The sequence below is a fragment of the Selenobaculum gibii genome, assembly GCF_030273445.1.
Lineage (GTDB): Bacteria > Bacillota > Negativicutes > ICN-92133 > ICN-92133 > Selenobaculum > Selenobaculum gibii.
Genome location: NZ_CP120678.1, coordinates 1490171 through 1511842 on the forward strand (window position 1 = coordinate 1490171; position 21672 = coordinate 1511842).

The 21672-nt window shown below is 37.1% G+C and carries 11 protein-coding genes and 3 rRNA genes; 3 read left to right on the forward strand and 11 right to left on the reverse strand.

Going from position 1 to position 21672, the window contains the following annotated elements; all coding sequences use genetic code 11:
* Positions 1-19: 19 nt before the first annotated feature.
* The 8 genes from P3F81_RS07210 to P3F81_RS07245 all read right to left on the reverse strand — a co-directional run bounded on the left by P3F81_RS07210 (position 20) and on the right by P3F81_RS07245 (position 11760).
* Positions 20-787: a 3D domain-containing protein gene (locus tag P3F81_RS07210; protein WP_309320222.1), complete on the reverse strand. Its 768-nt coding sequence runs from the start codon at positions 785-787 to the stop codon at positions 20-22.
* Between the two features lie 201 nt (positions 788-988).
* Positions 989-2878, reverse strand: coding sequence for a type I glutamate--ammonia ligase (locus P3F81_RS07215; RefSeq protein WP_147669191.1), 1890 nt, complete (start codon positions 2876-2878; stop codon positions 989-991).
* Between the two features lie 346 nt (positions 2879-3224).
* Positions 3225-4532, reverse strand: coding sequence for a DNA recombination protein RmuC (locus P3F81_RS07220; protein WP_147669194.1), 1308 nt, complete (start codon positions 4530-4532; stop codon positions 3225-3227).
* A 52-nt stretch (positions 4533-4584) separates the two neighbouring features.
* Positions 4585-5487, reverse strand: a complete 903-nt coding sequence (locus tag P3F81_RS07225; protein WP_147669198.1) for a hypothetical protein — start codon at positions 5485-5487, stop codon at positions 4585-4587.
* Between the two features lie 120 nt (positions 5488-5607).
* The gene (locus tag P3F81_RS07230) at positions 5608-6453 is read right to left on the reverse strand and encodes a deoxyribonuclease IV (protein ID WP_434064755.1); all 846 of its coding nucleotides are present in this window, start codon (positions 6451-6453) and stop codon (positions 5608-5610) included.
* Positions 6454-6583: 130 nt separating this feature from the next.
* Positions 6584-6700, reverse strand: a 5S ribosomal RNA gene (gene rrf, locus P3F81_RS07235).
* A 332-nt stretch (positions 6701-7032) separates the two neighbouring features.
* Positions 7033-9958, reverse strand: a 23S ribosomal RNA gene (locus P3F81_RS07240).
* 245 nt (positions 9959-10203) lie between these two features.
* Positions 10204-11760: ribosomal RNA gene (locus P3F81_RS07245) — 16S ribosomal RNA — on the reverse strand.
* The 16S, 23S and 5S rRNA genes sit together here, the layout of an rRNA operon.
* A gap of 797 nt (positions 11761-12557) precedes the next feature.
* On the opposite strand from P3F81_RS07245, the gene P3F81_RS07250 reads away from it, so the two are divergent.
* The 3 genes from P3F81_RS07250 (at position 12558) to P3F81_RS07260 (ending at position 17947) form a co-directional block, all read left to right on the forward strand.
* The gene (locus P3F81_RS07250) at positions 12558-14063 is read left to right on the forward strand and encodes a hypothetical protein (protein WP_147669961.1); all 1506 of its coding nucleotides are present in this window, start codon (positions 12558-12560) and stop codon (positions 14061-14063) included.
* 14 nt (positions 14064-14077) lie between these two features.
* Complete coding sequence (locus P3F81_RS07255) at positions 14078-15151, forward strand: glycosyltransferase (protein WP_147669960.1); 1074 nt, start codon at positions 14078-14080, stop codon at positions 15149-15151.
* Positions 15152-15346: 195 nt separating this feature from the next.
* On the forward strand, positions 15347-17947 hold the full coding sequence (locus P3F81_RS07260; protein ID WP_309320225.1) for a diguanylate cyclase: 2601 nt from the start codon (positions 15347-15349) through the stop codon (positions 17945-17947).
* Between the two features lie 28 nt (positions 17948-17975).
* Here the strand turns inward: P3F81_RS07260 and P3F81_RS07265 are convergent, their stop codons facing one another.
* Genes P3F81_RS07265 through sdaAB form a run of 3 tightly spaced genes read right to left on the reverse strand, consistent with a single transcriptional unit; the run spans position 17976 to position 21668 of the window.
* Positions 17976-20051 carry a methyl-accepting chemotaxis protein gene (locus tag P3F81_RS07265; RefSeq protein ID WP_147669958.1) on the reverse strand — a complete coding sequence of 692 codons (2076 nt, stop codon included), beginning with the start codon at positions 20049-20051 and terminating at the stop codon, positions 17976-17978.
* Positions 20052-20103: 52 nt separating this feature from the next.
* Complete coding sequence (gene sdaAA / locus P3F81_RS07270; protein ID WP_147669957.1) at positions 20104-20985, reverse strand: L-serine ammonia-lyase, iron-sulfur-dependent, subunit alpha; 882 nt, start codon at positions 20983-20985, stop codon at positions 20104-20106.
* 20 nt (positions 20986-21005) lie between these two features.
* Complete coding sequence (gene sdaAB / locus P3F81_RS07275; protein WP_147669956.1) at positions 21006-21668, reverse strand: L-serine ammonia-lyase, iron-sulfur-dependent subunit beta; 663 nt, start codon at positions 21666-21668, stop codon at positions 21006-21008.
* Between the last annotated feature and the right edge of the window lie 4 nt (positions 21669-21672).

A 21672-nucleotide genomic window follows, 5' to 3' on the forward strand; every position in this document is an offset into this window, starting at 1 on the left:
AAAAAGAGCTTTTTCCCCTTTAATCAACTATATAAACAACAACATCACGACGTCCAAATTCCAATGCTTCACGATGACTATCAAAAGCCAAATCTATACGATTGCCTTTTATTGATCCCCCAACATCGTCAGCAATAGCATAACCATACCCTGGTATATATAATCTAGTTCCAAGAGGAATAAATGAAGGGTCAACCGCAACAAGCCCTTTACGCAAAAAACTTCCTCTAGAAGTATATTGAGAATTTCCTGGATCATATGCACTATATGCAGACGCATTCATAAAAAATGATCTCATATTTCGGTTTACAATTGGCTCTGCTCTTTTCATTACTGCTAATGTCGCATCCCCTACAATGCCATCTGGAATCATTTTATGTGCCAGTTGAAAGTCTTTCACTGCATTTAACGTATTATTACCAAAAACTCCATCAACTGTATCTGCATAAAAACCTAATTCCATCAATATTGTTTGCACTGTCCTTACCGATTCTCCACGCATTCCATATTTAACTATAAAAGGCTGTGCCTTGATTTGCGCACTTTCCTTCCTTAGTTCTCCGTTTTCTTGTTCTAATTTTTTACCAAGTGAATTATCTTCTGTTTCAGCAACTTCTTTACTTTGTTTCTTTTTATCTTTGCTAGAATTGTGCGTTGATTCGGTGTGGGATGAGTTTACGGTATTTTCTTTCGTTTTCTTTTGATTATCAGTTCCAGCAAATACAATTGCATTTATCGAAAAAGTAACTATAATCAAAATAACAAAGATACGAGAAAATTTTTTCAAATAAACCACCTCTCCTTAATTATTTGCAAAACATCATCACAAATTTTCCTATAGATTATACTATATAATTCATTGTTTAGTCAAAATTTCTCAAAATACAAAAGCCCTTACTTGTAAATATATCTCTACAAATAAGGGCCTTGCTATTTTAATAAATAATATAATTATTACTACACGTAGGGGTAAAGTCTATATTATTTATTAAATAATATTTCTTTTATAAACTTCATACAACGCTTTTAATTCTTGAACCTTATCATACATTTCAACTTGCAAACCAGAAGCAGTTGCAAAATCACCTTCCACTAAAGCAGATGAAATAAGCGTAAATAAAGATTTTTCTTCAATTGCATCTTTTGCTAAATAACAACGTAATTCATTTACTTTCGTCCAATTAAATACATCTTGATCTGTATAAAAATCAGAATCAACCTCTTTACAAGCTCTAATAATGGATAAATTCTCTGGAATAATTCTGCTTATTAATTCTGTTTTCCAACGAGTTAATGCACCTGCAACGAAAGCGGAGATAATTTCTTCACGTAATGCACCACCAGCAGTCAATACAGCACGTTTTTCTGGATACAGTTCCATCGCACTCATATTTTCCCATACAGTAGCAGGTGGAGCTCCAAACAATCGATTACGCTCTTCTTCTGTATAATCTTCAAATACATCTTCTTCACTACGATATGCACGATCTTTTTCTAGATAAAATCCTTCTGCACCAGCTTCTTTAGAAAGTTCAGCTAACAATTCATCTGTAGTTTTTGTTACTGCAGCTTTTACACCATCTAGAATAGCAGAATAAACAGCAGCTAACGTAACATAAGTATTTGTGAATGGATTACATGCCCGTAATTCAAAACGAGTTGCCATTGGATTTTCTACATCACGAACTAAACCAGCTAAAATAGTTCTATTTCGGGAAGGAACTTCTGGAGTATGGCCAAGGGATGTAACAATGCAAACTGGTGCTTCAAACCCTGGTTTTAAACGATTTAATGAATCATTTGTAGCGGATACAAATGGATTAATCACTTCATAATTTTTAAGTAATCCCATAATTGCACCATAACCGATAGCACTCATGAAATCTTTTTTCATTTCAGTTGGTGCAAATAGATTTACTATTTTACCTGATTTCAATTTTGCCATGATGCAGAAATGAGTATGTTCGCCATTACCAGCAAGGCCAATCATCGGTTTTGCTTGGAAAGTTACTTCAAGACCGTTTTCACGGAAAACTTCTTTCACCAAAGTACGAACTAACAATTCATTATCCGCAGCTTGCAAAGCATCTGCATATTTCCAGTCAATTTCAATCTGTTCGCAAACATGTGTTAAGTTACCAGATTCATCAATATGGGCTTTAATTCCACCAACTTCTTTATGTCCCATTTCAGCACCAAGCTCATATTGATCTAATATTAATACAGCTTGCTCTAATGCCGTACGGACTGCGCCGCGAGTACGTTGCCAATATTGTTCTTGCATAACTTGTGAAGCAGACATTTCTGTGATTTCCGCTTCAGCAAGCGGAGTTTTTACCCAAAATTCTAATTCAGTTGCAGATGTAAATAAAATATCTTCTACATCATTACCATTAATGTGATCCAATCCAGAAATATGAGGATTTTGCTTAAATGCTGCTAATAATTCAGTTTTCACATATTCTAACGTACCTGCTAAAATAGAGCGAGAATCTACTTTTTTACCATCATGAATCAAAAATGCAGGAATACGTAAAGTTCCTACAGGTTTACCTGTAACTTCATCATAATGTTCAAAATTATAATCAACAATCCACTTCACACTAGGATCAACCGGCATATCAACTTTTGCGTTATTCAAAGTAGCAATACCAGTTAAAACAACTGAAGAACCATCGGTTTGAACCGCACTACCAGAATAAAAGCCATCCATGTCTTTAAGAAAAATACTTACTGGAATTTTTTCGTCAGTATCATTACCAGCTAAATCAATACCAACAATAGACACAAATTTAATTTCAGGATGCGCTTTTAGCATATTACTTACTTCTTCTTTAGGAGTGTTCGCGGGAATTACATACAATAAATCATTCATCATAAATATCACCTCTAAAAAAAATTTAAACTACCAGATACATAAAATAAAAAAACCACATGACAAAACAACCAATAATATATGTACAAACAAAATACATAATAATATTGTATTATCATCTGGCACCATTGCCTATATTTATTAAATTTTCTATAAATATAGGATAGCACACCTATTATCATTTGTCTATACTTTTTTATTTTTTTATGATTAAATCTGATCTCTAAAGAAATAAAGAATTTGGAGTCATGGCTTTATTCACTTCTTCTACTCACATAAATTTTAATAGTTTACATGCTGTTAAAATTTATGTGAGTAGAAGAAGTGAATGCTCCATCTGAATCAACTTTTACTCTGTAAAATCTAGTATGTAATTACTTTCATCTACCGGTAATTCTTCTACCGTTTTTAATTTTCGCTCAATTGTTCGCGTTTTTCTTGCTGCTGCATCAATAACGTTGCTCGCCTCCTGTAGTTTTTTATTTGTCTTTTCTAATAAATCACCAAATTTACCAAACTCAGTTTTAACTGCACCTAATATTGACCAAACTTCTGAACTCCTCTTTTCTATCGCTAAAGTTCTAAAGCCAATTTGTAAACTGTTCAGTAACGCAGCTAAAGTTGTTGGTCCCGTAACAATAATTTTATATTTTTGCATTAAAAATTCGCATAATCCTGGACGACGCAATACCTCTGCATATAATCCTTCAATTGGCAAAAAGAGAATAGCAAACTCAGTTGTATATGGGACACAAACATATTTATTCTTTATATCTTTCGCTTCACTCTTTATACGATTCTCTATAGATTTTGCGCACTCTTCAATTAAAGCAGTATCTGCTTTATCTTGTGCATCTAATAATCGTTGATAATCCTCTTGAGGAAACTTAGCATCGATCGGCAACCATACAGAACCTTCATGAATATGTTTGCCTGGCAACTTTATTGCAAACTCTACTCTTTCACAGCTATTAGGAATCGTTGCAACATTTTTTTCATATTGCTCAATTGTCAATATCTGCTCAAGCAAATTCTCCAATTGAATTTCTCCCCAAATTCCACGTGTTTTTACATTTGATAAAACTCTTTTTAAATCACCAACACCATTTGCCAAGGTTTTCATTTCGCCTAAACCTTTATGTACTTGTTCTAACCGCTCACTGACTAATTGAAAACTCTCTCCTAATCTTTTTTCTAAGGTAGCATGCAATTTTTCATCAACTACTTTACGCATTTCTTCAAGTTGGTTATTATTATCATTTTGTAAATGTCTTAACTGTACAATAATGCTATCTTTTAGTTTGTCAAACTTTTTTTCGTTCATATCTGCTAAAGCATTTAATTGCTTCGCGAAAACCGCTAACTGATTTAATTCAGCTGTGTTAGATTCATTCATTCTCTTAATTAGAGACTCATTAAAATTATTCAATTGAGAAAAAAGTTCTTGTCTTAATAAGTTCGTGTTCTTATTATTTTCTAATCGATTTACACTCATCTCATTTTGCATATAATGATGTATTTGTAAAATGTTTTTTTCTAAAGCCCCTAATGATTTATTAATATCTTTATTTTTATCTATAGTTTTTAATAAATAAAGAAAGATTCCTAACGTCAAAAGTAAATTTCCAATGGAAATAATCACAATCCCATATTCCATCTTATCCCATCCTTAATAAAAATCTCTCGATAAAGCTCGAGAGATTTTTGTCTTATTTTAAATTATTAAGATGTTGCATCAACCATTCAATCCAAATATCAGAAAAAATAGTCTCACTTAATAGTTCATCCACAGATTCAATTCTTTTTTGCCCTAAAAACATAGCTACCCGATTTTTTTCTACTTCCTTTAGAACATAAAAATTTTCTTCTGGTGTACTTTCGCTTGGAAAAACAACCGTATATTCATTATATAAATTATCATCCATCGTTTCGTAAACTGTCGTTGGACGGGCTACATAGCCAGCAAAAGAAGGTGTTGCAATCTCATCAAGTATAGATTGTATTAGAATTTTCTTTTCTGCAACCTTACTTTGATATACCTGCAAAATTTTATCAAGTAAATCCTTTTGTCCAAAAATCACACCACAAATCAACTCTCGAATTGCTAAATAAGTAGATAAATCAAGATTTTTTAATTCATCTTTAGATTTTATCCTATAAATCCATGTATGCACTACTTTTTCAATAAGGTCTTGTGCATTTATCATTAAGCCTTCATCTAACTGATTTAACTCCATGCATGCGTTGCACACATCTTGCCCCTTACTTTGATTATAAATATGATTTTGCGCACATATAGCACAATATCCATCTTGAAAATAGGTGAAATTTTCCTCTCCAAGCTTAGGTAACTGAAGGTGATATTTTTCATAAAGTTTTTTTTGCTTTTCCATTCGATTATTTGCAATATAAACTAAACCATTTTCATTATATTGGACTTTTAAATCATTTCCACAATCCATACAATGGTTAATTTTATCTGTCATATGCACCGAAATGTACTTTTCTGGTTTAGGTACAATAAAATGATATGATGCAGTCTCAATAAAAGCATAGTTAAATACATTTTGTAAATCTCCTGTAATCGTCGGACGCTTTGACAAATTTTCCATAATAGTACCTCTTATTTCATAAAATTATTTTATACAGAAAAAAGCTCCTGATTTCTCAGGAGATTAAATGACAATACAACAAATAATTCTATCATATTTTATGAATAATGTAAATCTTCGCTAATTATTCTTCCAAAGTGACTTTAACAAAGCAATTTCCTCTGCATATCCTTCTAACTCATTTGGTGTTTCTAAATAAAATGGCAAGTTTCTCAATTGTGGATGATTTATAATCCTTGCAATTCCTTCAAGCCCCAACGAACCTTGTCCAATCTTTTCATGACGATCTTTATGACTAGCAAAAGGATTTTTGCTATCGTTCAAATGAACCGCTTTTAATTTATGAATTCCTATAACTTTATCGAATTTTTCTAATACATCATCTATTTGACCAATAATATCATAACCTGCATCATATACATGACAAGTATCTAAACACACACCCATTTTATCAGATAATTCAACCCGATCCAAAATCATTTTTAACTCTTCAAAATTTCGGCCGATTTCAGTTCCTTTTCCCGCCATAGTCTCTAATAAAACGGTTACTTCCTGAGTTGGCTTTAAAACCTTATTGAGCAATTCTACTATATAATTAATACCTATATCAACCCCCTGTTTTACATGACTACCAGGGTGAAAATTATACAAGCTTCCTGGCAAATACTCCATTCTCATCAAATCATCCTGCATAATCATTTCGGCAAACTCACGAGTCGATGGCTCCGCAGAGCATGCATTTAAGGTATATGGTGCATGCGCTAAAACAGGTGCAAAATTATTTTCTTTCATAATTGCTAGTAAAACGTTTACATCTTCTTGTTCAATTTTTTTTGCAGCTCCCCCACGCGGATTACGTGTGAAAAATTGAAATGTATTCGCACCTATAGAAACAGCTTCATTTCCCATATGTGCAAAACCTTTTCCTGCAGATAAATGACAACCAATATTTAATCTATTCTTCAAACTATTTCCTCCTCGCATAAATAACTATAAAACTTATTTTGCATTATATACTTAAATTTTATAACAATCAATAGGTTTTCATTTCAATCCTAATAACGAAAAAGCACTCACCAAAGTGAGTGCTAAACAAAACTGGCATCTACCTAACCTCCCAGGACGTTTCCATCCAAGTACTTTCGGCGTGTATAGGCTTAACTACTGTGTTCGGTATGGGAACAGGTGGTACCCTATAGCTATCGACACCAGATCCGTCTGTCTATAAACGCACATCTACTTCGTTACTGCTCAATCCGTTCAGTCAACGTAATTCTCATTACGCCTCCCTCTCTTCTTTCCGCTGCGCCTTGTATCTGCACATTTCTAGTCATCCGTGCTTTTTGAAGTGAACTTTCTTTTTAGATATGTTCCTTCAAAACTATACAGAAGAATTGAAATTAATCTTAACTACATTTTATTCTTGCTTTACTCCGCTTCGCTTAGATATGAAACTCACTCGCTCCATTTCTTTACGCTCGGAGTAAAGCGATTCGCTCAATCTACTTCATTCGCTTTCGCTCATGGTATATTGGCTCTCTGCTTTAAGTCAAGCCCTCGACCTATTAGTACCAGTCAGCTAAATACATTACTGTACTTACACATCTGGCCTATCTACCTTGTCTTCTTCAAGGGGTCTTACTAGATTACTCTATGAGAAACCTCATCTTAAGGCTGGTTTCACGCTTAGATGCTTTCAGCGTTTATCCTTTCCGAACGTAGCTACCCAACTGTACGCCTGGCGGCATAATTGGTACACCATTGGTTCGTCCACTCCGGTCCTCTCGTACTAGGAGCAGCTCCCTTCAAGTTTCTTACGCCCGCGATGGATAGGGACCGAACTGTCTCACGACGTTCTGAACCCAGCTCACGTACCACTTTAATGGGCGAACAGCCCAACCCTTGGGACCTACTTCAGCCCCAGGATGTGATGAGCCGACATCGAGGTGCCAAACCTCCCCGTCGATATGGACTCTTGGGAGAGATTAGCCTGTTATCCCCAGGGTAGCTTTTATCCGTTGAGCGATGGCCCTTCCACTCGGTACCACCGGATCACTAAGCCCTACTTTCGTACCTGCTCGACCTGTCCGTCTCGCAGTCAAGCTCCCTTCTGCCTTTACACTCTTCGCGCGATTTCTTGCCGCGCTGAGGGAACCTTTGGGCGCCTCCGTTACTCTTTCGGAGGCGACCGCCCCAGTCAAACTGCCCGCCTGACACTGTCTTGATGTTTGTTATTCATTCAGTTAGATTTTCAGTAAATAAAGGGTGGTATCCCAACATTGACTCCTATGATACTAGCGTACCATATTCTCAGTCTCCCACCTATCCTGTACATTATTTACCAAAAACCAATGTCAGGTTGCAGTAAAGCTCCATGGGGTCTTTCTGTCCAGTCGCGGGTAACCTGCATCTTCACAGGTATTTCAATTTCACCGGGTCCCTCGTTGAGACAGTGCCCAAGTCGTTACACCTTTCGTGCGGGTCGGAACTTACCCGACAAGGAATTTCGCTACCTTAGGACCGTTATAGTTACGGCCGCCGTTTACTGGGGCTTCAATTCAGATCTTCGAATTACTTCTAAACCCTCCTCTTAACCTTCCAGCACCGGGCAGGTGTCAGCACATATACTTCAGATTTCTCTTTCGCATGCACCTGTGTTTGTGGTAAACAGTCGCTTGGGCCTCTCTTCTGTCGCCTTCTTCAGCTCTGCTAGCTTGTAGCTTCACCAAAAATGGCTATCCTTTTCCCGAAGTTACGGATACATTTTGCCGAGTTCCTTAACGAGGGTTTTCCCGCGCACCTTAGGATTCTCTCCCCGCCTACCTGTGTCGGTTTGCGGTACGGGCACCTTTAATCTCACTAGAAGCTTTTCTTGGCAGCGTGGTCCAGTTAAATTCAATGTAATTGCTTACATCTTTCCGTCACTTCTCAGGTTTTTAAGATGCGGATTTGCCTACATCTCACCCTACCAGCTTAGACAGGCGTTTCCATCTGCCCGCTTAACCTTCCTTCTGCGTCACTCCATTGCTCAAACAATTATCGGTGGTACAGGAATCTTTACCTGTTGTCCATCGCCTACGCTCTTTGCCTCGGCTTAGGTCCCGACTTACCCTGAGTCGACGATCGTTGCTCAGGAAACCTTAGGCTTTCGGTGGGAAGGATTCTTACCTTCCTTTTCGCTACTCATACCGGCATTCTCACTTCTATACTCTCCAGCACTCCTTTCGGTATACCTTCGTCGTGTATAGAACGCTCCCCTACCCAACATACTTTAGTATGCTGACGCGACTTCGGTTCTGTGCTTTAGCCCCGGACATTTTCGGCGCAAAGCCTCTCGACCAGTGAGCTATTACGCACTCTTTAAATGGTGGCTGCTTCTGAGCCAACATCCTGGTTGTTTGTGAAGCTTTACATCCTTTGCCACTTAGCACAGCATTGGGGACCTTAGTCGGCGTTCTGGGCTGTTTCCCTTTTGACTACGGGTCTTATCACTCGCAGTCTGACTCCCAAGTACAAGTATAGCCATTCGCAGTTTGACTGGGTTCGGTAAGCTTTACGCCCCCTAGCCCGATCAGAGCTCTACCGTCTATACTTTTTACCTTGAGGCTAGCCCTAAAGCTATTTCGGGGAGAACCAGCTATCTCCGCGTTCGATTGGCATTTCACCCCTATCCACAACTCATCCCAAAACTTTTCAACGTTCACGGGTTCGGTCCTCCACTCAATTTTACCTGAGCTTCAACCTGGTCATGGATAGATCACTGCGGTTTCGGGTCTACAATATCTAACTTTCGCCCTATTAAGACTCGCTTTCGCTTCGGCTCCGTGTTTTCCACTTAACCTCGCTAGATACTGTAACTCGCCGGTTCATTCTTCAATAGGCACGCTGTCGCACATTTATAGTGCTTCAACTGCTTGTAGACATACGGTTTCAGGTTCTTTTCACTCCCCTCCCGGGGTTCTTTTCACCTTTCCCTCACGGTACTATACGCTATCGGTCGCCAAGGAGTATTTTGCCTTGGAGGGTGGTCCCCCCTGCTTCCCACAAGGTTCCTCGTGTCTCGTGGTACTCTGGATTCTGACCCACTTATTTATCTTTCATCTACAGGAGTTTCACCTTCTACGCTTGACTTTCCCAAGTCATTCGATTAGATAAATTTCGCTTTTTGTCAGTCCTCAACCCCAGTTGACCGAAGTCAGCTGGTTTGGGCTCTTCCCCGTTCGCTCGCCGCTACTTAGGGAATCTCATTTGATTACTTTTCCTCCGGGTACTTAGATGTTTCAGTTCCCCGGGTCTACCTTCTCATGCTCTTTGGCATGGATAACAGTACATTACTACTGCTGGGTTCCCCCATTCGGACATCCATGGATCAAGACTTACTTGCAGTTCCCCATGGCTTTTCGCAGCTTATCGCGTCCTTCTTCGGCTCTTGGCGCCTAGGCATCCGCCGTATGCCCTTAGTAGCTTGACTTACGTCATTTAAGCTCTAAGTTCATCATTTTTGATGCTTAGTTTGTTTTTTTGAATCCTAAAATGTCGTTAATTTACTCTCTCTTTTGAGAGGTTGATTAATTTCATTTGTTTCTTCTGTGTAGTTTTCAAAGAACATTTTTGAGTCAATACATACTTGTATTCCCTCAAAACTAATCAATGTAGATGCCAAATGTGTCGACCTGGATGACAAGAATTCTATTTCAAATTCTCATGTCTCCTTAGAAAGGAGGTGATCCAGCCGCACCTTCCGATACGGCTACCTTGTTACGACTTCACCCCAATCATCGGCCCCACCTTAGACGGCTAGCTCTCGTTAGAGTTACCCCACCGGCTTTGGGTGTGACTGACTTTCGTGGTGTGACGGGCGGTGTGTACAAGGCCCGGGAACGTATTCACCGCAGTATGCTGACCTGCGATTACTAGCGATTCCGACTTCATGTAGGCGAGTTGCAGCCTACAATCCGAACTGAGAGATTGTTTCTGGGGTTTGCTCCATCTCGCGATTTCGCTTCCCTCTGTCAATCCCATTGTAGTACGTGTGTAGCCCAGGACATAAGGGGCATGATGACTTGACGTCATCCCCGCCTTCCTCCGCGTTATCCGCGGCAGTCTCATTTGAGTTCCCACCTTTACGTGCTGGCAACAAATGATAGGGGTTGCGCTCGTTGCGGGACTTAACCCAACATCTCACGACACGAGCTGACGACAGCCATGCACCACCTGTTTTCTTGTCTTCCGAAGAAGAGGTACGTATCTCTACGTCTTTCAATCAATGTCAAGCCCTGGTAAGGTTCTTCGCGTTGCGTCGAATTAAACCACATACTCCACCGCTTGTGCGGGCCCCCGTCAATTCCTTTGAGTTTCAACCTTGCGGCCGTACTCCCCAGGCGGGGTACTTATTGCGTTAACTCCGGCACAGAAGGGGTCGATACCTCCTACACCTAGTACCCATCGTTTACGGCCAGGACTACCGGGGTATCTAATCCCGTTCGCTACCCTGGCTTTCGAGCCTCAGTGTCAGTTACAGTCCAGAAAGTCGCCTTCGCCACTGGTGTTCCTCCTAATATCTACGCATTTCACCGCTACACTAGGAATTCCACTTTCCTCTCCTGCACTCAAGAAAAACAGTTTCCATTCCATCACGGGGTTGAGCCCCGCACTTTTAAAACAGACTTATTTTCCCACCTGCGCTCCCTTTACGCCCAATAATTCCGGACAACGCTTGCCACCTACGTATTACCGCGGCTGCTGGCACGTAGTTAGCCGTGGCTTTCTCGTTTAGTACCGTCATTACCTCATACTATTCGCATAAGGCACATTCGTCCTAAACAACAGAGCTTTACGATCCTAAAACCTTCTTCACTCACGCGGCGTTGCTCCGTCAGACTTTCGTCCATTGCGGAAGATTCCCCACTGCTGCCTCCCGTAGGAGTTTGGGCCGTGTCTCAGTCCCAATGTGGCCGTTCATCCTCTCAGACCGGCTACTGATCGTTGCCTTGGTGGGCTGTTATCTCACCAACTAGCTAATCAGACGCAGACCCATCTTTTAGCGATAGCTTATATATAGAGGCCATCTTTAAATAACGAAACATGCATTTCATTATCAACATTCGGTATTAGCACCGCTTTCGCGATGTTGTCCCCATCTAAAAGGTAGGTTGTCTACGCGTTACTCACCCGTTCGCCACTAAGAATTACCGAAATAATTCTCCGTTCGACTTGCATGTGTTAAGCACGCCGCCAGCGTTCGTCCTGAGCCAGGATCAAACTCTCCAATAAATTTATTATTAGAAAGCCTAAATGGCTCAATAATTATCTTTTCTTTAAAAGAAATTGTTGTTACTTTTTTGTAACATTTGTTTTGTGTTTCGTTTAAAACGAAACCCGCACATCTGGCATAATTGAATCAAGTAATACATTACTTAATATCTACATTGTTTAGTTTTCAAGGAACACTTGATTGCCGGCGTAACCAGCTCATTTATATTATCAGAAGCGATTTGTTTTGTCAACATCTTTTTTAAAGATGATTGATAAAGTTCACTTCCCGTGCCGCTCGTTAGCGACTTGTATTATATTACACGCTTCATTCTTTTTTGTCAATATCTTTTATGAAAAAATACGAGAATTTTTTTATCCTCGTATTTTTGCTTAATCTTTTAACTATTTATATTCAATTATTTTACACTTCAGTATGACAAATACACAGCTACTTTCCTGACAACAATAACCTCATAATGTAATTCATATTAAACATTTGCTCTTTTTCCCCAAAAACTCTCTCAGCTTTATTTTTCCCTATGGTTAATTGTATAGCCTTTTAACATATATAATAGCTTCTTCATCTAGTTTTACTTTACAGTTCTTAGCTTCAAACTAAATTTGTCACAATTTTGTCATATAACTCTTTTATTATATGATTATACCCCTAGTAAATCTCATACACACTCTTCTCTCTTTTCAAAGAAAAGCACTCTATTTATCATGAGTGCTTTTTTTATTTAGTTTATGTTCCATAAAATAAATAAAATTCATAAACTAATAATGTATATGAAATTTTTAGGAGGAGAGATTTTATGAAAGATTCAAAAAAAGTTCAACAAGACCTATTTAGAGCTAGTAAGCCACCTAATATTGAATTTGAAAAATTTGTATCCCCGAGTGTTGTAAAATTAAATCATACCTTAACGTATAAATTATATTTTCACAACGAAAGTGATGTTCGACTAACTGATGTAACTTTTTCAGACACATTAGCAACCTATTTTCAGGCAGTCCCTAATAGTTTAACTATTGACGGAGACAGTTATGATATAACGAAATTACCTACAGGAATAAATTTTGGCGCTGTAAATCCACATGTAACAATTCCAATTGAGTTTAAAGTTACTTTAATATCCATTCCTAATGATCTTTGTATATTAGGAAATAATGGAAAAATGACCTTTACCTTTAATGACCAAGGAACAATTACTACCGAATCAGTTTTTAGTACAGATGCAAATGTATTCTTAAATTCAATTTGCGGTGCAACTGGCGCAACTAGTGCTACCGGCGCAACTGGTGCTACTGGTGCTACTGGCGCAACTGGCGCAACTGGTGCTACTGGTGCTACTGGTGCTACTGGCGCAACTGGTGCTACTGGTGCAACTGGCGCAACTGGTGCTACTGGTGCAACTGGCGCAAGTGGTGCTACCGGCGCAACTGGTGCAACTGGTGCTACTGGCGCAACTGGTGCTACTGGTGCTACTGGTGCTACTGGCGCAAGTGGTGCTACCGGCACAACTGGTGCAACTGGTCCTACTGGGGCTACTGGGGCAAGTGGTGCTACTGGTGCAAGTGGTGCTACCGGTGCAAGTGGTGCTACCGGTGCAAGTGGTGCTACCGGTGCAACTGGTGCTACTGGCGCTACCGGTGCTACTGGCACAACTGGTGCTACTGGCGCTACCGGCGCAACCGGTGCTACTGGCAGAACTGGGCCTACTGGTGCTACCGGTGCTACTGGCAGAACTGGACCTACTGGTGCTACCGGTGCTACTGGCAGAACTGGACCTACTGGTGCTACCGGTGCTACTGGCAGAACTGGACCTACTGGCGCTACCGGTGCTACCGGCAGAACTGGACCTACTGGTCCGTGTTGTATATACAATACAATTTACGGAGATTTTGCTTTACGATGTTGCTGCTTTAAAACAACTAAAGGAGCTTTACCATTGCGTGTTATTACGTCAAATGGTCCAACAGTATCCTCCTCTAGCAATTTTAAAGAAATATCACTTCCTTCTAATAAGCTATATAAAGTTTGTTGGAACATAATTGTGAAAGTGGATCGTGGACCATATGACTTAGAAGGATATTTGCTTTTAAACGATACTAAAGTTTCCGGTAGCAACTTTAGAGTTTCTGGAGCTGTAGCTAGATGTGAGTTTATAACCTTAGTTGGATCTGCATTAATCAGCATACGTTCACACCACGATGTTTTATCCTTAGTTTTAAATTCGCATGATAATGCCTCTGTAGATGTCGTCGATGCATCTATAAAGATGATTTCTTTAAGCGAATCTATTGATAATCATTTATAGAATGGAGTGTTTTCATGAAAATCTGCGTATATGCCATTGCTAAAAACGAAGAAAAATTTGTTAAACGTTGGATGGATTCAATGAATGAAGCCGATTTTGTCGTTGTGCTTGATACAGGATCCACTGATAATACAGCTAAAATTCTTAAAGAATACGGTGCTATCGTCAAAACAGAAATAATTTCCCCTTGGCGCTTTGATGTAGCTAGAAATAAATCCTTAGATTTAATCCCATCAGAAGTAGATATTTGTGTCTGCACCGATTTAGATGAAGTTCTTGAAGCGGGCTGGCGTAAAAAATTAGAATCACAATGGACTTCAGAAACTAAAAGAGGTCAATATAGATATACATGGAATTTTAACGATGATGGCTCTGAGGGAACAGTATTTTGGGTTGATAAAATTCACTCCCGTCATGATTTTAAATGGGTAAATCCAGTTCATGAAATACTTTCTCCAAAAAAAGAAGAATCCTATCTTACTACTATTTTATATGGTATACAATTAAATCATTTTCCAGATCATACTAAGCCAAGATCACAATACCTTCCTTTATTAGAATTATCCATTGAAGAAGATCCTACAAATGATAGAAACATGCACTATCTTGGTAGAGAATATATGTATTATGGAAAATGGAATCAATGCATTGATACATTAAAAAAACATCTTAATTTACCCAAATCCACCTGGATTGATGAACGTTGTGCCTCTATGCGATTTATTGCAAATGCATATTACAATCTCCAAAACCACGTTGAATGTGAAAAATGGTTACTTCGAGCAATGGCAGAAGCTCCTCATTTAAGAGAACCATATATTGATTTAGCAATGCTATATTATCATCTAGAAAATTGGTATGGTGTTCTATTTGCAGCCGAAAAAGCACTTGGCATAACAACGCGTCCTATGACTTATATTAACGAACCACGTGCGTGGGGTTTTACTCCTTACGATTTAGCCTCTTTAGCATGCACTAATATGGGACTATATGAAAAAGCTTACGACTATGTTAATCAAGCAATAAAATATGCTCCACATGATAAACGATTAGAGTGTAATCGACAATATATAAAAGAACATTTATAAAAATAAAATGGAGTTGAAAATTCAACTCCATTTTATTTTTATAAATTTTAATATTTTAGGTTAATATTGTATTTTTTTTTACCAAACTATGCTAATATGTTATCAAATACTGAAATAAAATGGAACTTATATGCTATAAATAGAATTAATTTCTTAAAAATAGTTTATTTATCTCATTTATGGAGCGTGTTCTATTTGAATAAAAAGCTTACATTTTCTTTAAAGTTAATTCTAATATTTTCTCTTTTAATTTTAATTTGCACATTATTCTTTAGCCAATTTCAAATTTCATTAGATAAAAACCTTAAAGAATCAACCCAAGAAAAATTATCCTATAATACGCAACAAACCTTATATTCCCTAGATAAAAATTATATTGATACTTTTGCTAAGCTAAAAATACAAGCAGATACTCTTAGCTTACATTATGACGATATTACAAGTAACGAGGCTCTATTATATTTAAGCAATCAAATAGATAACCATTTTTTATTACGAATGGCCATAATGACATCCGATGGTACAAGTTATACAACTGATGGCAAAACGCAAAATAATGTTTCACGAGAATATTTCAAACAAGTCTTAGCGGGCAATAATAGTATTTCTGATGTTTTACAATCAAGCGTAGATGAAAAACCTATTATTGTTTTTGCTGTTCCTATTCATAAAGACAACACAACTATAGGGGTCTTGCGCGCCACCTATCAGTCTGAATATTTTTCTGATTTATTAAAAGCAAACACATTTGACAACACAAGTTTATCAATCATTATTAGCCGGTCAGGGGACATAATCGCTTCCACTCAAAATACCCAAAATCAAAGTAACTGGCTAAAAATATTAGAAAATGCTCATTTTCAAGACGATGAAACATTGTCTCATATAATAGATAACTTAGCAGACAATAAAAAAAATACAATTCACTATATTTTAAACAATCAGGAATATTATGCTAATTTTCAGCCTATTGGATTAAATGATTGGTATCTTTTTAACATCATACCAGCTGAAACAATTGCAAAACAACATAAGGAAACTTCTACAAACACATTAGCTTTGTGCATAAAAGTTCTTCTTTTTTTATTAATTGTTATTTTAGCTACAATTTTATATTTAAAGCATAGTTTTAATGAATTACAAAAAAGTAAAAATGCCCTTGAAGCTACTACTAATAATATTAATGGAGTTGTTATTGTTCTATCTTGCGATGAAAACCTTACAATTAAATATGCAAACGATTCTTATTATTCTATGTTAAATTACACACGAGATGAAATTCATACAAAATTTAAAAACACCTTTTATCCTATCATTTATCCACCAGATGCTATAACTACTTTTAATTCTATTATAAAACAATTAAAATCTACCGAATTAATTTCATGCGAATTTCGTATTCGGAATAAAAATGGTACAATTTTTTGGATATTATTAAATGGGCAATGCGTAAATAACCAAGAAGATATCCATACACCACCTACGATAAATTGTGTATTTATTGATATCACTCCAATGAAGCAAACAACACAAGAATTAGAGACGCTCACAAATAGTATCCCTGGCGGTGTTGCAAAAATCTTCATTGGAAGTAATATATCAATTTTATTTGCTAATGATGGCTATTATGAGCTCATTGGCTATACCCGCGATGAATATATAGCCTTAGGTAAACGTGCTTTAGCAAAAATCATTCATCCTAGAGATATTGACAGGGTATTGTCATACCTACGTGCTAACGCACATAAAAATCACCCTATAAAAATCGAATACCGTGTAATTCATAAAGATAAAAGTATATCATGGGTATTATTACATGGAAATCGTGTAGATGATGAAATTATTACACCCGTTTTTCAATGTGTATTCATTGACATCACTCATGGTAAGGAATTACAAAGAACTTTAGAACTCGAGAGCGAACGCTATCGTACTTTAGCCGAATTATCTGATGATATCTTATTTGAGTATGATTTTGCAACAAAATCTATTAGTTTTTCTAAAAAATATGAAGAAGTTACCGGATTAAATCCGCCAATGAAAAATATCCGAAAAAACTTTATTGAATACCAGTTAATTTATGATGAAGACATTGAAACTTTTTTAGTTTTTTATGATTCATTTAAAAATGGTGCATCTTCTGGAACTACTGAATTAAGGTTAAATAAGAGGCAAGGATATTCTTGGTATAAACTCCAAGCTGTAACGATTTTTAACTTTGATAAAACCCCTAAATTAATTATCGGAAAAATTGCAAATATTGATTCACACAAACAAGAAACTGATCATTTACGAAAATTGGCTGAACGAGATACTTTAACTCAGCTTTACAATCATAATACAACAATCTCTCTCATTAACCAGTATTTAAATGAATGCGATGAATGCTCTTATAATGCATTAATCATTATTGATATTGATAACTTTAAAGCAATCAATGATACTTTTGGACATTTAAATGGTGATATTGTTTTGAAAATGGTTTCAAATGGTCTACGCATTTTATTCCGTTCTACTGATATTATTGGCAGAATTGGCGGCGACGAATTTGTCGTTTTATTAAAAAATGTTGTATCAAAAGAAGTCCTATTAAAAAAAGCTACTGCTATTTGCAAATTTTTCCATGAGATTCATTTAAAGGATTATCCAAATTATAAAATATCCGGCAGTGCCGGAATTGCGATAAATCCAGATAACGGATCTAATTATGATGAACTTTTATATAAAGCAGATGCAGCCTTATATAAAGCGAAACGAAAAGGTAAAAATTGCTTTGCCTTATACGACGAATATTAAAAATAGCAAGCCTAAAGGCTTGCTATTTTTAATATTTAAATTTTCCTATTGCATTTTTCAATAATTCCGCCATTCTTGCTAACCCTTGGCTAGATGCTGAAATTTGTTCCATAGAAGCTGATTGTTCTTCAGTTGATGCTGAAATACTATCAATATCTGTAGCAATATTTTTTGTAGATTTATCAACCTCTTCAACAGCACTTAAAACGGTCGTGCTATCTTGAGCTATAGAATCCGCCCCTGCAGCTAATTGTTTTATTAAATCATCCACTTGTTCTATTAAATTAGCAATTTGCTTAAATTGAGTACCTGCTACACCAACAACCTCATTACCTACTCTAACTTCTTGAGTTCCTGCATTCATCGCATTTACAGCTCTATCAGTATCCGTTTGTATCTCACCAATAATTTGAGCAATTTCTGACGTAGCAGCTTGTGATTGTTCAGCTAACTTTCTTACTTCATCTGCTACAACGGCAAATCCACGTCCTTGCTCACCAGCCCTAGCAGCTTCTATAGCTGCATTTAATGCTAGTAAATTAGTTTGTGCAGCAATACTTGCAATCGTACCTACAATATCGCCAATTTGTTTAGAACGTTGTCCCAAAACTTCTACTGCTTTAGAAGATTCCGCAACAGTACTCTCGATTTTGTCCATCTGATTTATCGCACGTTCAATTGCAGCACCACCGTCTACTGCCGCATGACCAGCTTTTTTTGATACGCCTTGCATATTCTCTGAATTCTCAGCAATCCCTCGAATTCCATCTGCCATCCCCCGAACTAAATCTACCATATGATTAATTGTGTCGGTCTGTTTAATTGAAGACTCTGCAACCGTGCCAATTGTTTCTGCTACATGAACAATTGTATCTGCAGTTTGTTCAGCCCCTGTAGATAATTCAGATGATGCAACCGATACCTCTTCAGCACTCTTATTAATTTGTGCAACTAATTCTCTAAGTTGATTATTCATCGTCGTAAACGAGCTCGCCAAATTTCCAATTTCATCTTTTGAATGAATATCAATATCGACTGCTCTCACATCACCATCAGCAATATTTCCTGCTGCATTTTCTAATTTTTTTAATGGATTTACAATTTGATTAGATAACCAATATGCCGCTAAAACAATTGGAATCATGGCACCTAACAATACAAAGAATAAAATTTTGCGAACTTCATTTACTCCTGCCATAAGCTGAGATTTATCTACAACCGTTATGTAACGATAGCCGGTTTTCTCGGATGAGTATACAGCAACTAATTTAGTTACACCATTTATTTTAACTTCTTTAGATCCTTCTGTTAAACTTGAAATCTCATTAAATCCATCAATTCCTGTATCATTAAGATTCTTAAAGTTCAAATCTGGATTTTCAGGATCAGCTATAATTATTCCATTTCTATCTGTTAAGATAATATAGCCAGTTTCGCCAATTTTAATATCAGAAATAAGTTTCGTCACAATTGGCAAATCAACATTTAATCCCAAAACACCTTGTGGGTTGCCATTTAAATCCTTTTCGACCATAAAAATTCCAATCGTTGGCACACCCTTTGATGTCATAAATGGATCAGTTATGATGATTTCATTTGGCTTTTCCATACTATTTTTATACCAATCACGACTTCTAGAATCATATCCTTCTTTCCTAGGTACAGTTGGCCATTGTAAAAAACCACCATCTATGGTTCCATAACTTACTACTGAAACAATTCTATCATGACTTTTACCAAAATTATCAAAAATATTATATACATCAGCTTCAAAGCCCCCATTTTCTAGAGGAGTCATTGGAATCATACCATCTGCTGATGTAGACTTCATATTTTTATAAACGGTAATATTGCCCCCTTGTTTTAATGCATCATTATTAGCAATCATATAAAGATTTTCCTTTAAATCTAAAAACATGATTTCAACTGCATTATCGACCTGTTTCAATTCTCGATTTGCTGCATCAATAAAATCTGTTTTGCTTTTATTAGCAATCACATCGTCTAAAATTAATCCTAAAACAAACATCATACATACAAAAATCCCAATAAAAGAAATTACAATTTTATTTTTAATCCCTAAATTACTAAATATATTCTTCATAATTTTCTCCTCTCAAATAACTCCTACGTACTTTCATTAAAGAATAATCATTTTAAATTTTATGAATCTGTCCTTCAAATTTTCGTGCAGTAGGAGTATCCGCTAATCCAGCCTCCGAAGTTTCACGTAAACTTTTAGGTATAGCTAGACCGATTTTATACATAGCTTCAATTATTTCATCTACTGGAATTACACTTTTTACTCCAGCCAATGCCATATCTGCAGCTAACATCGCATGAACAGCTGCAAATCCATTTCTTTTAACACATGGAACTTCTACTAGTCCTGCAACAGGATCACAAACAAGTCCTAATAAGTTTTTTATAGCCAATGCAACAGCATCACCAATTTGTTCAGGCGTTCCTCCCGCTAAACAAACAAGAGCACCAGCTGACATCCCAGCAGCTGAACCACATTCAGCTTGGCATCCTCCTTGCGCACCTGCAATAGACGCATTTCGCGCAATAATTATTCCAATCCCTGCTGCTGTAAATAAAGCATCTACAATTTTATCTTCACTAACAGGATATTTTTCTACTGCTGCCAAAATAGCCGCTGGCAAAATACCACAGGATCCCGCAGTTGGGCAAGCCACGATCTTCCCCATAGCGGCATTAACTTCAGAAATAGCAACTGCATATGCGGCTGTCTTAAGTACCGTTGCTCCTGAAAAATTTTCACTGTCTTTACTTAGATAATTGTTTATACTACGTGCATCACCACCAACTAACCCACTTGCAGACTTTTCATTCTTTAAAATTCCTTTATGAGCCGCCTCCTTCATCACCTGCCAATTTTCCTTCATTTGCTTTCTTAAAAATTCTTCAGATAGTTGCGATTTCTTAGCTTCATACTTTAATACAATATCTGCTATTGTTATTGATTTTTCATTCGCTAATGTAACCAAATCACGAATGTAATTAAATTGAATCATCCCATACTCCTTTTTCACGATTAAATTGGAGGAATACTAAAACAATGATAAACCCCTTCTACAGTTTGTATTTTATTTAAAACATCTTTATTAATTGGTTCATCTACTTCAATAATCATCATCGCATCCTCTCCCCGAATTTGTCGCGACACGCGCATAAATGCAATATTTATATTATTTTGGGACAAAACTTTTGTTACCTGTGTAATAATTCCTGGCTTATCATGATGTATATTAATCAGCGTAGGATATCGTCCTGTAAGCTCGACTGCATATCCATCAATTTGAGTAATTAAAATATTGCCACCGCCGATAGATGATCCAACAACACGAGTTGTCCTACCAGCTTTTCCTATTAAATAAATAACAACTGTATTGGGATGAACATCTCCTAAATCAATTCGATTAAATTGATATTCCAATCCTATTTCGTCGGCAATATGTAATGATTTCTTTATTCTTTCATCATCTGTCTCAAAGCCCATAATACCTGCAATAATCGCTTTATCCGTTCCATGCCCTTTATAGGTCTGAGAAAAAGACCCATGAAAGCCAATCGTTGCCTTTACAGGCTCTTCCCCTAATATTTTCCTTGCCATTATTCCCAATCGCACAGCACCAGCGGTATGAGAGCTAGACGGGCCAATCATAACTGGACCTATAATATCAAAAACACCGTTCACCGTC

Coding starts and splice junctions, on each gene's coding strand:
- P3F81_RS07265 (WP_147669958.1), bottom strand. CDS start 20,051: ATGAAGAATATATTTAGTAATTTAGGGATTAAAAATAAAATTGTAATT.
- P3F81_RS07255 (WP_147669960.1), top strand. CDS start 14,078: ATGAAAATCTGCGTATATGCCATTGCTAAAAACGAAGAAAAATTTGTT.
- P3F81_RS07250 (WP_147669961.1), top strand. CDS start 12,558: ATGAAAGATTCAAAAAAAGTTCAACAAGACCTATTTAGAGCTAGTAAG.
- sdaAA (WP_147669957.1), bottom strand. CDS start 20,985: ATGATTCAATTTAATTACATTCGTGATTTGGTTACATTAGCGAATGAA.
- P3F81_RS07220 (WP_147669194.1), bottom strand. CDS start 4,532: ATGGAATATGGGATTGTGATTATTTCCATTGGAAATTTACTTTTGACG.
- P3F81_RS07225 (WP_147669198.1), bottom strand. CDS start 5,487: ATGGAAAATTTGTCAAAGCGTCCGACGATTACAGGAGATTTACAAAAT.
- P3F81_RS07215 (WP_147669191.1), bottom strand. CDS start 2,878: ATGATGAATGATTTATTGTATGTAATTCCCGCGAACACTCCTAAAGAA.